This window comes from Parapedobacter sp. 2B3 (assembly GCF_041925275.1).
GTDB classification, from domain to species: Bacteria; Bacteroidota; Bacteroidia; order Sphingobacteriales; family Sphingobacteriaceae; genus Parapedobacter; species Parapedobacter pyrenivorans_A.
Map to the genome: position 1 here is coordinate 1 of NZ_JBHEUZ010000037.1, position 16,489 is coordinate 16,489.

The 16,489-nt window shown below is 48.1% G+C and carries 11 protein-coding genes; all 11 read right to left on the reverse strand.

Translation table 11 applies throughout. The features are described from left to right. Positions 1-146 precede the first annotated feature (146 nt). The 11 genes from ACEVG1_RS20585 to ACEVG1_RS20635 all read right to left on the reverse strand — a co-directional run bounded on the left by ACEVG1_RS20585 (position 147) and on the right by ACEVG1_RS20635 (position 16,376). Positions 147-1,451, reverse strand: a complete 1,305-nt coding sequence (locus ACEVG1_RS20585) for a glycosyl hydrolase family 28-related protein (protein WP_374745615.1) — start codon at positions 1,449-1,451, stop codon at positions 147-149. A gap of 46 nt (positions 1,452-1,497) precedes the next feature. Continuing rightward, on the reverse strand, positions 1,498-4,380 hold the full coding sequence (locus ACEVG1_RS20590; protein ID WP_374745616.1) for a trehalase family glycosidase: 2,883 nt from the start codon (positions 4,378-4,380) through the stop codon (positions 1,498-1,500). 57 nt (positions 4,381-4,437) lie between these two features. Then, positions 4,438-6,084: an arylsulfatase gene (locus ACEVG1_RS20595; RefSeq protein ID WP_374745617.1), complete on the reverse strand. Its 1,647-nt coding sequence runs from the start codon at positions 6,082-6,084 to the stop codon at positions 4,438-4,440. Next, on the reverse strand, positions 6,044-7,612 hold the full coding sequence (locus tag ACEVG1_RS20600; protein ID WP_374745618.1) for a RagB/SusD family nutrient uptake outer membrane protein: 1,569 nt from the start codon (positions 7,610-7,612) through the stop codon (positions 6,044-6,046). Before ACEVG1_RS20600 ends, ACEVG1_RS20595 begins: the two co-directional genes overlap by 41 nt. Before the next feature lie 10 nt (positions 7,613-7,622). Continuing rightward, positions 7,623-11,021, reverse strand: a complete 3,399-nt coding sequence (locus ACEVG1_RS20605) for a TonB-dependent receptor (protein WP_374745619.1) — start codon at positions 11,019-11,021, stop codon at positions 7,623-7,625. 160 nt (positions 11,022-11,181) lie between these two features. After that, positions 11,182-12,447 (reverse strand): FecR domain-containing protein, encoded by a 1,266-nt coding sequence (locus tag ACEVG1_RS20610; protein ID WP_374745620.1) that lies wholly within the window; start codon positions 12,445-12,447, stop codon positions 11,182-11,184. An 82-nt stretch (positions 12,448-12,529) separates the two neighbouring features. Beyond that, positions 12,530-13,069: an RNA polymerase sigma factor gene (locus tag ACEVG1_RS20615; protein WP_374745621.1), complete on the reverse strand. Its 540-nt coding sequence runs from the start codon at positions 13,067-13,069 to the stop codon at positions 12,530-12,532. 171 nt (positions 13,070-13,240) lie between these two features. Further along, the gene (locus ACEVG1_RS20620) at positions 13,241-14,389 is read right to left on the reverse strand and encodes an endo-1,4-beta-xylanase (protein ID WP_374745622.1); all 1,149 of its coding nucleotides are present in this window, start codon (positions 14,387-14,389) and stop codon (positions 13,241-13,243) included. Between the two features lie 473 nt (positions 14,390-14,862). Further along, the gene (locus ACEVG1_RS20625; protein ID WP_374745623.1) at positions 14,863-15,246 is read right to left on the reverse strand and encodes a hypothetical protein; all 384 of its coding nucleotides are present in this window, start codon (positions 15,244-15,246) and stop codon (positions 14,863-14,865) included. A gap of 29 nt (positions 15,247-15,275) precedes the next feature. Further along, the gene (locus tag ACEVG1_RS20630; protein ID WP_374745624.1) at positions 15,276-15,725 is read right to left on the reverse strand and encodes a hypothetical protein; all 450 of its coding nucleotides are present in this window, start codon (positions 15,723-15,725) and stop codon (positions 15,276-15,278) included. A 12-nt stretch (positions 15,726-15,737) separates the two neighbouring features. Further along, a complete protein-coding gene (locus tag ACEVG1_RS20635) occupies positions 15,738-16,376 on the reverse strand; it encodes a hypothetical protein (protein ID WP_374745625.1) in 639 nt (212 codons plus the stop codon). Positions 16,377-16,489 lie beyond the last annotated feature (113 nt).

Below are 16,489 nucleotides of genomic sequence, written 5' to 3' on the forward strand. Positions count from 1 at the left end.
GCATTAAAACAAGGGCTTAACTGATTTTATTTCAAATCATTAAGCCCTGTTTTTTTATATAGGCTGCGACTTTTAGGATAAAACGAAAACCAACACACCTTTGATGATTAACGCAAAGAACCTCTTAGTCATAATTCTTTCCATTTTTAATATTCGATTTTTTGCAATGTTCCTGTCACATCTTCGTACTTGGTTTGATTTCCAGCCCTGAAATCTGGCTTCCCACCGAATACGTTTGCACTCGCATAGCTTGGCGATGTGGATTCGTTGCGTATGCATAGCGCGTCAAAGTTGAAATGGTTGTTTGAAATAGAAACAAATGCGGATAGTTCGCCTATCGCTATGGCAACACGCTTGGGAGAAGCAGGCTCGGTAAAATGATTGTTGGCTATAATGACATCTGAGGCATACTGGCAATTTACGTCGATCGATTCATAAGCACTTATAGGGTCCGTATTGTTGAGGTAAATACTTCCACCCTTATTTTGACAATAAAATAAGTTATCACTGATGGTAACTTGTCTGACTCCCTTAAGAAAGATCCCGTTCTGCCGATAATTAATATGGCTATTCGTCAGTCTAAACGCTGGCTCCGACCATTGTGGATAATCCTTTAGATCGATGTAAACGCCATGGTTAGCGCTGATGATGTAGGTTTTGTCTATAATCCCGTCCTCGGGCATCTTCATATTTCCTCGATAAAAAATCCCGTAGTCCGTTTTCCCCCATATATAACAACTGGTAATCAGTGGACTATAGCTATCTTCAAGAAAAATACCGTAATCCATAAACAGATTTTCAGTCCCCGCACCATAGCGTGGAGCTATCTCTACCCGTTCAAAAGATGGATACCATGCATTATAACACTTGATCCCACTTTGAAAGTACCCCGTAGTATGCTTTTCTCCTCTAATTAGCACATCTTTCACTTGCAACATCCTGCTATGGTGATCCCCTGGGTTTACGTTATCAAACTCGATAGCTGTCCCCTTCCCTTCCCGATTGGCCACAATAGACATATCGCGGACGGTGACGGAAAGTAAGTTGGTTTTCCCTTTAAAGTAAAGACCACCGTCATTATTATCACATATCAATTCCGTCACATCTTGCCCCACCCCCCTAATTATTAGCCCACGATGAAAATTAAACCCAAAAAACAAAGTACTATCTATCACAATACGCTTTTCGATCCGATATCTGCCTGATGGGATATAGATCTCGATCTGCTTACTTCCTATGGCAGCCGACAGGATAGCATCAAAAGCGGGGGAACTGTCGCCTACTCCAGTACTGTCTGCGCCAAAATCCACAATATTGTAAAATGCCTGCACATCATTACGGGCTCCCTCTTGCTCATCCCCATCCGGCTCAATAGTGATTTTCTTCGTACAGGACACTGTCAATATAAAAACCAACAGCACCACTGCGATCACGTTTAAATTGCTCTTCATAATTCTGTTTTTTTGAGTCTAATGTTTAAAATTGGATTCAATCACATCATTGAAAAATTGCTGGGTATTTCCGGATGAAATAAACCGGGGTACAGCTCCACGCATGGCAATAACTATTCATTGGGTAAAACCCGTAGGGACTGAGGTAATCATTCCCTTCGTTAAACACTTCCCAGAATGTATCTGCGCCTTTCTTCACCATACTTCCCCAATAAGCCGTCAGTCTATCCTTTGCTTCCGCGTGAAGGCCGGAATTAACGAGCGCCTGTATGTAGTAGTGATACAAATAAGGTGAATTGGGCTTTACAGCATCCACCTGCTCGTCCACCTTACGCAGCAAGTCTCTGGCCCTTTGCCCTTTCACTACACCTCCCAGAACCATCCATAGCTGCGACGCATAAGAAAGCTGCGAATCGAGCGTGCCCACAAACAGTTGCCGTTTCCGGTCATACATTCGCTCAAGCGCCGCTCGGGCCAGCTTGTTGGTCAGCGCAGGCACATCCGCTATTTCCCCCTCCTTGCCCAGTCTGGAAGCCAGTTCATACGACTCCTTCAGTGCAAACACCATGAATCCCTGCAAAGCAGCTTCTTTGTGAAGCTTGTCGTTCCAGTCAAAAAATACCCAGTAGTCTTTGATGGCTTGCACATAGTTCACCATGCCATCATCCCCTACCAAGTCACGAACGATGTCGATCTGTCTCCTAGCCACAGGCCACAGGTCCTTTGCTGTTTCCATATCCCCCGTGGCATCGAGATAGGCATTCAGCGTCGCATTGTACAGCAGTGCGTATTCCAGCAGGAATGGTCCGCGCTGCGCATGTGGAAACGGCCGCTCGAACAACGTAGGGTACAGGTAGCCCGACGTATCGCTGACGCCTGCTAACAGGTACAGGCACCGCCGGGTCAGATCTTGCTGATCAAAGGAATACATGTTGGCCATCGATTGCAGATAAAGGTCGCCTATCCACAGCCGACGATCCCGTTTCGGGCCGTCCTCAAACACCGTTTGCATGCACTCCTTCAGTGTGAGCAGCCCGATACGGTCAATCTGCGCGACCATAGGATCGGTGCCAGCGGCAAGGTTGTCTGGTTTTCCCGAAGCAGAGGTCGTTGCCATACAGTATGCCGTACTGAATGCGAAATCATAGTTCGGCAGCCCGATAGCCTCCACTTTGACGTATCGAAACGCCATTCGCCTGTCTAAGACAACTGTGTCCGACATGGTCATCACCGTCACCTCCTCATCTTGCAGCCAACCGCGCGCCAAGCTTCCCGGATAAGGATCAAATGCCGTCGCAACTTCGGACGGAACTTCGCCAAATGTGAATCTCAGTTTCACCGGCGCGTCAGCTACCCGATTCAACGCCCGTAGTGAGAAGTGAAACGTACCCGTCAAGTGTTCACCAAAATCAAGCACGACTGGCTCTTCTTTGGAAAACGGGCAAACATATAGTGTGTTGACATTCCTGGCGTTCGCAGCAGCATACCCTTGGAAAGCTTCCGGTGCGTGGGCGATTTCTACTAACCGGAGCGGATATCGCTTTGTGCTGATCAATTCCGGGATGTTTGCCCGGGCCTTCTCCAGCCATGAATCGCGCAAACCCGCATAATGATCGCGATGGGTTGAAAGCAGGTCGGCAATCGCCACAAATACCCCGGCCGTCCAGCCAAGGAATTTAGGCATTTCGTATTCGTTTACCGTATTTACCGATCCGTCATCCACATTATATTTCTCCCACAAGTGTCTAGTCCGCCGGAAATTTTCGGTTACCGTATTCAGGTATTTATTGCCAATACGCCTTCCTTCCTCCAAATAACCGTAGTCATACAATCCTTTTACGGCCAGATAATGTAAAGGTGGCCACCCATTGGGGGTATCCCATTGGTAAGTAAAGCTACGCGGCCCCTCCGCACAGGTCTTTATGCCATAGGGGGTTTCCAACAATCCAAGAGCACGTACGATTGCAGCTGCCTGTTCCTGGTCTGCCAATCCACTGTACAGCACCGAGAACAATGCAGCCGAAACCACATCAGCATGCCGTTGGTTCACGAAATCATAATCTGCGAACAACCCCGTTGCCGCATCGATGCAATACCGTTCCATAAGCGCTTTTCGCTGCGATGCCGCTTTATCCCACGCCGCGGCCGTTGTTTCTGCGCCGAGTGCCCGGTAAAATCGCGCAAAGTTCCGCTCATACAAGTACAAGTTGCTGTTCAAGTCCACCGGGTTGAAGTCTTCGCATCGGTTGTCGAAACGGGGCGTAAAATCCCATCCAGATTCGGCCTCAGCCAGTACGTGCCCGCCCATACGGACCATTTCAGCTTCACTTTTACCTTGCAGCATCCGCTCATCTCCCGATCTAGACGCCCACAGTTTCGCCATCCCGATCTTCTCCGATGAGGTGGCCGACGAGGAATACCGGTTCAACCCGTTGGGCGTTACCCGGTTGGTCATCCAGAACCTATATTCCTTCTCCAATGTCTGTACGGCCTCTCGCAACCACACGGTATCCTTTCCGTACTCAAAAACATCCGCAATCATCATGCTCAGATAGGGTGGCTGTGATCGGTTGAGCATTGCTTTGGTACTAGCGTTGGGCATTTTGCCGTACGTGTCTACCAGGTAGATGATATTGTCTACGTTGTTTTTGGCCTGCACCTCCTGACCGTCGCGCAACAATCCCAAGTTGGTAAAGTAAGTATCCCAATAGAACATCGCTTTAAAAGCAGTTTCGCCCTCCACCGTCGGCACGCTATACGGATGGGGAAGCGGAATCAAGTCGTCGCGGACGTTAGTGGCCTGCATCACGGTGCTACCCCAGTTTTCCGAGATATATACACGTACTTGAGACGCTTCACCCCCATCGTTTTGCTGGGCATTTACCCCTACATACAAAAACACACAAAACACACAAACGAAATATCTCATGTTACTTCAAGTTTAATAAGGTATGATTAATGAACCCCTTGGGCCGCAATGCGAACTTTATTTGCGTCGCTGTTTCCTAACGTATTCCCAGGGCAATACGTTCGAGCTTTCGGCCCAATCGACATAGAGCGAATCCAGTTCCTCCACTTTCTCAGGAAAAACAGAACTCAGGTCAACGGCCTCACTCCGATCAACGTCCATATTATATAATTCCCATCTGTTTTCAGGAAACGTGGATACCACTTTCCAATCTCCCTTACGTACCGCTCTGAAGCCCAAATGTTCCCAAAAATACACGCGCGCTGGGATGCTCGAACCGCCTTCAATTAGCGGCACCAAACTAGCACCATCAATACCCCTTATTTGTTTTCCGTGATATTCATCCGGATGCTCAACCAGCCCATACTCCATTAGTGATGGTACGACATCGATAATATGCGCCGGCGTATACGCCATCGTGCCGGGGCTTATCACGTTTGGGTAGCGCATAATAAAGGGAGTAGAAATTCCGCCTTCATGCATCCAACTTTTAAAAAACCTAAAGGGGGTATTACTTACATTCGCCCAAGTATTCCCGTACCCAACAAACGATCCCGGTCTGCCGGGCAAAGCATCCGCTTTACCTTTACCAAACAAACTCACATCTTCAGCACATCCGCCGTTATCACTTAGAAAAACGACTATCGTATTATCCGCAACCTCCCAACGATCTAAACAGGTCAGTATATCGCCAATTCCCTGATCCATTCGGTCGATCATGGCTGCATATATTGCCATCTTTTCCGCCCATTGGTATTGTTCACTCGATGATAGCGAATTCCAATTAGGCGCCTCTTCATACCGCTCAGAGCGTTTGGTGTTCCTATTAATTACACCTAGTTCCATCATCCGTTCATAACGGGAGAGTCGAATTGAATCCCATCCCACCGCATACGTTGCCTTGTATCGTTCGATATCTTCGGCCAACGCCTGCAATGGCCAGTGAGGAGCAGTGTACGATAGGTAAAGCAAAAAAGGCTTTTCCTCATCCGTATTCAAATGATCTTCAATCAGTTTTTCAGCATACGCACTGATCGCATCGGTCAAATAAAAATTTGAAGATGGTGGGATGTACTGTTTATCATCAATCACAAGCAGCGGCTTGCTATAATTACCCTTGTAAGGGTCAAAATAATCAGTTGCACCGCCTATCAACGCAAACGATTTCTCAAACCCCCTATTCACGGGCCAACACCAACTACTATCTCCAACGTGCCATTTGCCCGAAAAATAGGTTCGATATCCAGCATTCTCAAATAATTCACCCATCGTCATGCACGCGTCATTTAAATACCCTTGATACGCTGGGAGCGTTAGCCTGGTATCCGTCATCCCCCCCATTCCCGCATTGTGTGGATACATTCCCGTCAGCAATGATGCTCTCGACGGGCAACATCGAGCCGAATTATAAAATTGGGTAAATCGAATCCCCTCAGTAGCCAGTCGATCAATATTAGGCGTTTCGATTTCTGAACCATAACAACCAATATCCGAATACCCCATATCATCGGCTAGAATGACGATAATGTTGGGTCGCTTTGTTTGAGCCAGTGCGGTATTAAAAGCGAACGTAACAAGACAGCCGATGCTGAATAATAATATCCACCGATAAATCATAAGCACGTTATTTCCACGCATCGTGTTGATCGAGATTGGGGTTTGCATCCAATTCCCTTTGCGGAACGGGGAATACTTCGCTTCTTACGCCACGATATACATAAGAAGGCATGGAGGGTATTTCTTCGGCATCGATATTTGCGATTGAATAAGCTTCTTCAACGAGTTCCCATCTCTTCAGGTCCAAAAACCGTAGTCCCTCTAAAGCAAACTCCACGCGCCGCTCGTGCCTCAAAATAGCCCGAAGTTCAGATTGCGGTAGTCCGTCACCTTCGGCATTTTCAATAGCCGGCATTCCCACCCTATCCCTTACTTGATTAATCAACGAGGCCGCTTCAACAAAATCCTTGTCCTGCTCAATTAGCGCCTCCGCCCGCATAAGCAATACGTCTGCGTAACGAATCAAATAATAATCCTGCCCCCCTGCTTGATTCAACATTGTTCCTTTATCCGTGACTTGATCACGAACATATTTTCTAACGCCGTATCCCGTAAGGGTATTTACTTTGAGATTGGGCAGATCCAAATTAAACTGATCCCCATTAAAATAGATGGTGGCCAAAAGCCTCGGGTCTCTATCTAGTTTTTCGTTGTCTTGACTAAACAATGGCGACGTCGAAACAGGCAACCCATCCACGCAGTAATAATCATTCACTAAATTAGCCAGCGGTTGGTGGGTGGGATCCGCCATACCCGTTTGGGTGCGAGAAAACAACTCCCCTACATTAAAACCAGGCATATCGTCAAATCGAACAGAAAAAACAACATCTCCCGATAGCTCGCCCTCCGGCGTGAATTGCCGGTCGTAAGGAAAATCTAAATTATAAATTCCCAGATCGATTATCTTTCTCGTAAGTTCATCTACCGCACGCCAGTTTCCGGTATAAAGCTCTACACGGGCCAACAGCCCCAGCGCTGCTCCCTGGGTTGCGTATCCAATCAATTCTGCCGGATACACCACTGGCAACACATCGACCGCAAAATTCAGGTCTGAAATAACCTGCTCAAAAACAGCTTGCTGGCTATTTTTAACAGGGTACGGATTCTCCAGGGTTTGAGGCACTACCAGCAAGGGCACTTCATCGTAATATACGGCAAGATTGAAATAAAATAAGGCTCGCAGAAAATACAACTGCCCCAAATAGGCCTGTTTGCTCTCCGTCTTTATTAGCGCTTCATCCATTTTTTCAATATTAGAAATAGCATCGTTGCATCTCGCTATTCCCCGATAATGAGCCGACCACGTATTGTAAAAGAAAGCGTTAGCAGGATCTGCCTCACCCCTAGTGAGCGCCCCCGGACCAACCTGCAAATACCAATTCCAGGTGTTATCCGTAAAACTATCGTATTCTACAATACTACAGACCCCGCCGGTATTAAAGCTACCTCCATAAATCGAATTCGATTGTAACTGCTTATAGACTCCATTAACGACCAATTTCACATCCTCTTCACTTTTATATAGCGTGGCAGATGATATTTCGGTGTTTGAAGAGAGGTTCAAAAATTCTCCGCTACAAGACAACGCTATCGTTGCTGTCAGCAGCATACTATATATTTTAATTTGCTGTTTCATTAGAATACGGTTAAAGCGTTATATTAACCCCTACACTATACACTTTGTAAATAGGGACATTTTGAACACTGAAATTACTCATGTTTCGCTCCGGATCAAGATTGCCGTTCATGCTAGTAAATGTCAGCACGTTTTGTGCTGCTGCAAAAACCCGCATCCCGGCAAGTCCGAGCCGGCTCCTTAGCGCAACAGGTAGCGTATACCCCAACTCTATATTTCGGAGTCTTACATACGAACCGTCTTCAAGATATTGCGCAGATGGCCTTATATTATTTTCTTTATTCCCTCCAATTCGGTGCAAGGTGTTACTGGGATTTTCAGGGGTCCAACGATCCATCCAGTACCGATAAGCATTCCAAGTAACCGTTTCAAAACCGTAGGTCGGATCATCTTGGATAAATCGGTCTACATCAAGTAACCCCTGAAAAGCAAAGCTGCAATCAAAGCCTTTATATTGCAAACTAACATTCGCACCAAGGTACCATGCAGGGTGCGGATTGCCGATAACTTTCCTGTCGTAGGCGTCAACTTTTCCATCCGGAGCTCCATCTGGCCCATCAATATCAGCATAGCGTACGTCCCCTGGTTTCAAGTTCGAATACCCAAATTGTATGGGCGCATTTGCAACCTCCTCGCTGGTTTGAAAAATACCTGCCCATTGATAGCCATAATACGCCATGAAAGGCTGGCCTTTTGCTATTATGGTATTCCCCGCGATCGTTTGTATTCCCCCACCCAAATCGGTAACGGTTTGCTTGAACATTTTGGTCACATTCAAGCCTACTTGGTAGGAAAAGTTACCTCGTTTTTGGTAATTCAGATTCGCTTCTAGTCCTGTATTTAAAACACTTGCAGAATTCCTCGCCGCCAAACTCGATACGCCTAACGTACTGGGTACCGGAAAATTCGTGTATAATACATCGTAACTATTTCGCCTGAAATAGTCCACCACCAAACCCAGTCTATTCTTTAGTAGGTATGCATCCAAGCCAATGTTGAATTGCTCGCTGGTTTCCCATTTGATGTCCCGATTGGCTAAACTTGTCATCGCAACGCCGCTTGCGATTTGCTGGCCCCGACCCAAAATATAATCGATACCAGTGTCATAGGTTTGATTCCAAATATAATCCCCTATTCTGTTATTGCCTGTTTTACCCCAACTCCCTCTGATTTTTAGTAGGTCGACGCCATCTAAGAACTTTGAATTTTGAAAAAACCCCTCCTCGCTCAACACCCACCCAGCAGAAATCGATGGGAAATTCGCATACCGATTATCCGGACCAAACTTAGACGACCCATCTCTTCTGAAATTTGCCTCAAACAGGTATCGATTAGCAAAGTTGTAATTGACTCTCCCAAAAAAAGACTGCAAAGAACGTCCGACCCGATTGCCGCTAACCTTTGGATTTAATGTACCTCCGGCATTGAATTCGTAAAGATTATCTGTGGGAAAACCTTGTAGGCTACCATTAAAACCATCTGAATCGTAAACACTTGCCGAGTGGCCCACAAGAAAGTTAAACTCATGTTTAGCCCCTATTGATCCATCATACCGTACGATGTTCTCCCACAGCCATTGACTTTCTTTATTGAATGAGTTTTCCAATGTGTTGGCTGCATTTTTTGAAACAGTACTTCCATCCCACCAATAGGTGGTTCTCATTGGCGTAAAATTAGAAATGTCATTGAAATCCAGATTGACGGATATAGCCGACTCAATACTCAAGGATTTCAGCGGGATAGCGGATACACTGAAACGGTTATTAATGTTGAATGATTTATCTTCGTAGTTACCGAAATAACCCTCCTCTACCGGATTATGTTGATTAGAAAGCGCAATGCTTCTCTTAAACGTACCATCAGAGACCCCGTAATACCCATTGGAATACTTGACCGGGATTGTTGGAGATAACGCGAGCTTCTGCATAACGAGTGATGCTCTCGTGTTGTAATTCGATGGCCCCTGCAAAGCTTTATAAGCGCCCAAAAGCGAATTGTTGATACGCAACCATTCCTTAGGGGCAGAATTCAAATTCAGCATGTAGCTCAGCCTGTCGTAACCAAACTTACCATCAATGATAGATCCTTGCGAGAGGTAGCCTATCCCAACCCGGTACGTTGTATGTTGATTCCCGCCCGCAGCAGAGAAATGGTGATTCTGAACTGGTGCTTTTTGCAAAAGGACGTCCACCCAATCGGTATTTGCAAACTGATCCGGATTAGTTCCATCCAATATCTCTTGCAGATCCTTTTCGGTATACCTAGCGGCGTTATTATTTCCTCCCGATCTACCTATGAGGTTTTCATTCATGAGTATCGCATACTCATAAGCACTCGCAAACTCGGGCTTCCTTGTCGCGTCTTGTATACCAAAGTAATTATTGTACGATAGCTGAAATTTTCCTGCCAGCCCTTTCTTGGTTTCAATCAAGATAACACCATTTGCCCCCCTTGCCCCATAAATTGCAACGGCAGAAGCGTCTTTCAGCACGGTAACTGATTTAATATCGGCAGGACTCAACTGATTAAATTCTCGCAGGCCATCAAACTGCATACCGTCTATTACTACCAATGGCACTCTATTACCAAATGTCCCTATGCCTCGAATCACGATACTTGATCCATCCTGACCTGGCAGGCCGCTATTCTGAGTGAGGTTAACGCCTGAAAACTTACCGTACATCAATTGGCCTGAATTAGAGACCGGTGTGTTAATCGCATCAGACATATCAACGCTTTGTACCGCTCCGGTAAGATTGAGCTTCTTTTGCGTACCGTACCCCACTACCACCACTTCATCCAAATCATTTACCGTCTCCGTCAGTGCTACATGGATTGCTGATTGATTCTCCACCACCAATGTTACCGATTCGAATCCAACGGTCGTATAGCTTAGCGTGCTTCCGCTTTTCTGCACATCAATCTGGTAACTGCCATCAGCATTGGTAATGGTAACCACATTAGTTCCCTTTACCCGCACCGTTACGCCCTCCAGCGGATTTCCCGCTTGATCTGTCACCCGGCCAGTAACGGTTCGTTGCTGTACGCTTTCAACCGCATGACTTCCACTATTTAAATCGCTTTGTTCACGTTTTCTTTTGATGACAATTGTGTGGTTTTCAATCCACGCTTCCAGCGGTTGGTTGTTTAGCACCAGTTTCAAAAACTGGTCAACCGGCATCGCCTTCACATCTACCGTAACCGGGTGGCTCCCTTCAAACATCGACTGGAACCCATAAACTCCCAGTCCGGTTTGCTTCCGCACCGCGCTGAAGACCTCGGCTAGTTCCAGCGATTTCCCCTTGAGTGTAACGGTCTGCGAATAGATACCTGCCGAAACATGCATCAAGCCGACCAACCAAAAGAGCACAAGCAATCTCATTACCCTAAAAAGTAATTTATTTTTCATTAATTTTGACCTGTTTGGTTATTAATTGTGTTTGCGGGTGCGACGCAACATGCATTACAAACGTGTCGTCACCCAATAATTTCCGAGCTGTTTGAGGGAGGTGTTGGTAGCACTTCCCTTTTTTTAAAGACGCCAGCAAAACGTCTTCTCTTGTGTTGCTTTACCCCCCTTTTTGATTTACAATAGTTAATATGCGGTCATCCAAACGGAAACGAATCCCGCCGGATTCGAGTAACTGTAAAACGACCGATAGATTTTCTGTACGCTTGGTCATGCCGTAGCCTACCTCCCGCGGAATAGTACCTTCATAGCGGACCTCGATATCATACCAGCGCTCTACCTCGCGCATGATCTGGTCAAATGATTTATCCTGAAATATCATCCACCCTTCTTTCCATGCAGTGTATTGGTCTACATCTACTTGTTTAATTTCGGTATGCGCTCCGCGCGTGATGGCTTGTTGACCTGGGGTTAGCACGTTAGTAGATAGCCCGGCCTGCGCACCACCTGCCACCGCCACGTTCACTTTTCCTTCCACCAGCGTTGTTTTGATTTCAGGGTCGCTACCGTAAGCGGAAATATTGAACTCCGTACCGAGCACTTCGACCGTTTGGCCATTGGTTTTGACCAAGAAAGGCACAAGCGTCTCCGTCGGCAGCTGACCCGCGGGTTGCGTCCGTTGCTTTTGTGCAATATCGAAGTACGCTTCACCCGTGAGTTCGACTATTCGTTCCGTATCGCTAAAGCGACTTGGGTATTTTAATGTCGATGCGGAGTTGAGCCACACTTTCGAGCCATCTGGGAGTGTAACTTGGTAAGTACCGCCTTTAGGGGTCGATAATACCAGTTCCGCTATCTCTCCTAGTCTTCCTTCACCCCCGCCAGTGGGAGCCAGTGCTAACGATGTACCGTCCTGATATTTAATATCCTCGTCTCCAACGATGATCCCTGTTTGGGCATCGTCCAGATTTATTATTCGGCCATCGGCCAGGGTAAGCGTAGCTCTGTTCCCGCCTGGCAGGATGTTCGCCGCAGCCAAATCAAGCGCTTGCTCTTTATTACGTTGTCCTTGCTCCTCATTCCTTTGCCCTTGTTCCCAAAAGAAAAACCCAACCGACAGCGCGACAATGACAGCAGCCGCATAGGGGAGCCACCTACGCAACCTCCATACCTGCGAAGAAGCAGGTCGGATCGGCGCATCCTGCGGGCCAGCGAGTATCCGTGCCCGAATGTCGTCGCCACGGTAGGCGTTCATCATTCCCATCGCTTCGCGCTGGGCAGCCTCCCCTTGTAATTCCTCATACAATTGGCTATTACGGCTGCTGGCAGAAAGCCATGCCTGCAAATCGGCTGCTTCTCCGCTAGTGAGCTGCTCCAGTTTCGATTTATAAATCAGTTTGGCGATGTACGCTGCTTCCTTTTCCATGACTTTACTACCCGTCTACTATACTATCACTACCCCGTTGGGAAAAAGTACCAACGGGGTTCAAAAAAAATATATGTTTTGATTAGCGCAGCAGCCCAACGCACAATACCAGTAGCAGGTATGCGTCACGAGAGAGCGTGGCTCTCAGTATAGCAAGCCCGCGCTGTTTGTGGTTTTTAACAGTTTGGACAGCGAGGTCCAACTCTTGGGCGATTTCCTCATTGGTCAGCCCCTCTAGGTAACTTAGCTGCATAACCTTGCTGCACTGCGTTGGCAAGGCGTGGATAGCTCGGTATATTTGAGCCCACAATTCCGCACGGACGATGTGGTGTTCGTAACTCTCGTCGGCATCAGGAGATTGTTCTATATAATGGGTCTCGCGCGATGATTGCCCATCAGCGGCCTTACGCAATGTGTAGCAAGTGTTGTATGCCGCCCGGTAGAGGTAGGATCGGGCATGGTCTATGTCATGAAAGTGGGTCCGCTGGCGCCATAGTTTGGTAAAAACCTCCGCTACGGCATCTTCCGCTTGGTCGCGGCTGCCGAGGTATCGCTGCGAAAAGTAGCACAATGGACGGAAATAGGTATTGTACACTTCCGTAAACTGGACAGTATTTCCCATATCAATGGGATTGCTAGTGGGGTGTCTCCGATCTTGTGTCACAATATAGTCAGCATTGACAGGGGTAAAGTTATAGAAAACTTTTTAATGCAGGAATTGGACGGGTTCGCGATGACGGGATTCGACATTTTGAATAGCTCCCGACAAACGTCTTACTAATCAACGCCACTACTACTCCATCCCGTAGTCCCGGATGAGCCATTCCACAACGGGCTTGGCCTGATGTTGCCGGTCAAATAGCAACGGATAGTCCGTTCGCCCCATCATAGGCCAGTTGTTCTTCCACGAATCCCCGTCGGCCACGCCCCAAACCGTCACCCGGTCGATCACCTGGGCGTGTTTGATGAACAATTGGAAATAATCGTACATCAACTTGTTCCACCGTTCGGATACATCGTCCGGCAAGCCGTCGGCATACGGATTCAGTTCCTGTTGGAATTTGAAATGCTGGGAAATATCAGCACCGGTATGCTGGCCCGGCCAAGGCAATACCGACATATCCAGCTCGGTGACCATCACCTTCACCCCTACCGCCGCGAACGCCACGATACTCGCCTCAAAGGCCTTCAGGTGGTTAGACCGGTCCATTCCGAGATGCCCTTGCATACCAACGGCATCTACGCGAACACCATGCGCTTTGAGTAGCTTCAATAGCCTTAACGTGCCTTCCCGCTTTGCGGGCAATGCCATCGAATAGTCGTTATAGTACAGCTCCGCATTCGGATCGGCTTCGTGCGCATACTGGAAAGCCAGTGGTAAATACGATTCGCCCAACAGTTCGTAGAAAATGTTATGGCGGTAGGTTCCGTCATCATTCAACGCTTCATTGACGACATCCCATCCTTTTACCCGCCCTTTATATCGCTTTACGACGGTTTCGATATGCGTTTTCATGCGTTGCTTCAATAGGTCGGGGCTTACCTGTTTCCCTGCTTCCAGACCAAACCATCGGGGCAACTGGCTATGCCAGATGAGTGTATGCCCAATAACGGTCATTCCATTTTTCTCGCCCAACGCGACGAGCTGGTCCGCAAATCGAAAATCAAACACCCCTTCGCTCGGCTGCAATCTACTCGCTTTCATGCAGTTTTCACCGACAATGGTATTAAAATGCGTTAATGCAAGCTCGAGCCCGACGGAATCCTTGCCTGCAAGTTGCTTTTCATTTAATGCCGTGCCTATTAAAAAGTGATCGGCCAATGCAGCCTTTAGCGTAGCTGCATGGTCACCCCCCTGATGTACGGACTGGGCGGCACCGGATGTCACTCCTAGCATGGCGATTAGCGCCGTCAACACCATGTTTTTTATCAGTTTTCGCATTGGTTATCAATCTTATCCCTAGCTTCCGGTAAGCTACTAAGTGTTTTCTGGAGCTAAAAGTAAGCAATTTTATCGATGCCTGTATTTACTTCTACGCGTACACCGTTTCCTTATTTATGGACGATAACCCATTCTGCGGTATCCCCATCCCCTACCGCCGCGTCTGCAGTTAAATACGATTTCACTTCTATCTACGGATACGCCGGCAGTAACATGTTCCGCCGCATTTGCGTGTTGTTCGTAAATCATAAGCATACGCTTCCTACGCGGAACTGATTGCTTATGCGGGCATTGCGGTGTATTAACCGGCGTAACGGTTTTGTTTTGAAGTTGGAACCGTTTACCAACCCGGCGCTTGTTACCCCCTATACGCGCGCATTGATCAGTTTTACGCCGGAAGTATGCCGTTTCACCGCTTCCGTAGTTACGTTGCGATGCATTGGTGCTGTCTATACAGCGGTTATCGTCTAGTCCTACTCCAACCTAGTCTGTTGCTGCGTACAACCAGCCCGTTGCGCGGCGTTGATGACCAGGTCTGCAACAGCACTTACTACGTTGTCCGTGTAACTGCTTATTGACTTCCCGCCTGCTGCTGGTTGTGCGCACGCATTGCTTAGTGGTGCGCGGTTACTGCCCACCGATACCGCGAAACCGGTTTCCTGATCCGGCAAACCACTTACTTGATCCGGCAAACCGCTTACTTCGGCTGTGCAGCGGCCTATTGCCGGGTAGTCACTGGATGGTTCAGCATCCGCCCAAAACAACGACGCGGCAGCCTGCAATCGGTCTGCCGCGCCTGTACCCATGTACACTGCCGAACGGGATCGTCCCCGCGTATATGGATTTACCGTCCGCATCTTTCAATAAGGTGTGCGCAAACTTTCATTTACTTAAATGGCCAAACCCGGATAAACCGCCAAGCCACCCATGCGCCCGCGCCTACCATGATGCCCAGCAACCACCAACTCCAACGTATTCCCTGCACTTCGCCGGCCTTTTCGCTGACGTCGTAGTCGCGCCGCTCCCGATCCACTTGTCGGCTGGACGAAACTTCCTCCCGGTGTACGGAACCGGTCGCCACCTGCCCGGAAACCCCCAAGCGGATGTGCTCTTCATAACGGATACGGCCGCTTACTTCCGGCAGTTCAACCACCCAGCGCCGCTCGATTTGCAGCGATCGGTTCAGGGCCGCTTCCATGGTGCCTCCACGGAGGCCGGATCGTTCTTCCAGCATGCTCATCTGGGCCGAAGCCGACTGTGTCCGTTCGGTATGCCGTTTCATGGAACAGGCCCCGAAAACAACGGAGCCTGTTACCAATATAATCCACTTATTCATCGCGTTACGGGATTATTGTACCCACACTTTGCCCGTAGCCACCGGGCTCCACACGCTTATGCCACGTTTGTTGAGTGAGCGCACGCGCAGGTAATACAGCACACCATCCTCCACGGGTGCATAGAAGTTGCCACGCGAATCGGAAACCAATGGCAGGGATTGCCACAGCGGCTGCCCTTCCAAATCCAGTTCAGTAGCAACCTGTATTTCGTACTGATACGCTTCGCGGATGGCTTCAAATTCCAACAGGATTTCCGCCGGCCTATTGGACGGGCGGATACGTGTCCACGAGGACGTACGCGGCGCCTGCAGTCCCGTTGGGTCTGCCACCGGAAAGAATCCCGAACTCAATTGTAATGAGCTTACATTCGTAAAGTTGTTGATGTAGCCAGCTACCGCCCGCATGGCCTTGAGCAGCGCCTCACGGGCTTCGTCTTTCTCCTCCTTCTGCTGCCCACTCGCACGGCCATTGGCCGTAACGGCCTGCTTGGCCACGTAATCGAGCGCCAGCGGCTCATAGTCGACAAATGCCGGGTTCATATCCGGAAAATTGATATTCGTACGCAAGGCATCCGCCGTACGCGTAGCCAATGATGCGAGGTCAGCATCACTCATGCCGCTGTAATTGGTTACTAATTTTGGTATTCTCATCTTTGTTGGTATTTAGTACTTAGTAGATAGTACATACCTAAAAGTCGCAGCCTTACTTTACCGGCGAGAAATTCCATACAACCCTTGGCTTGGCAATCCTTTATTGGTCAAAA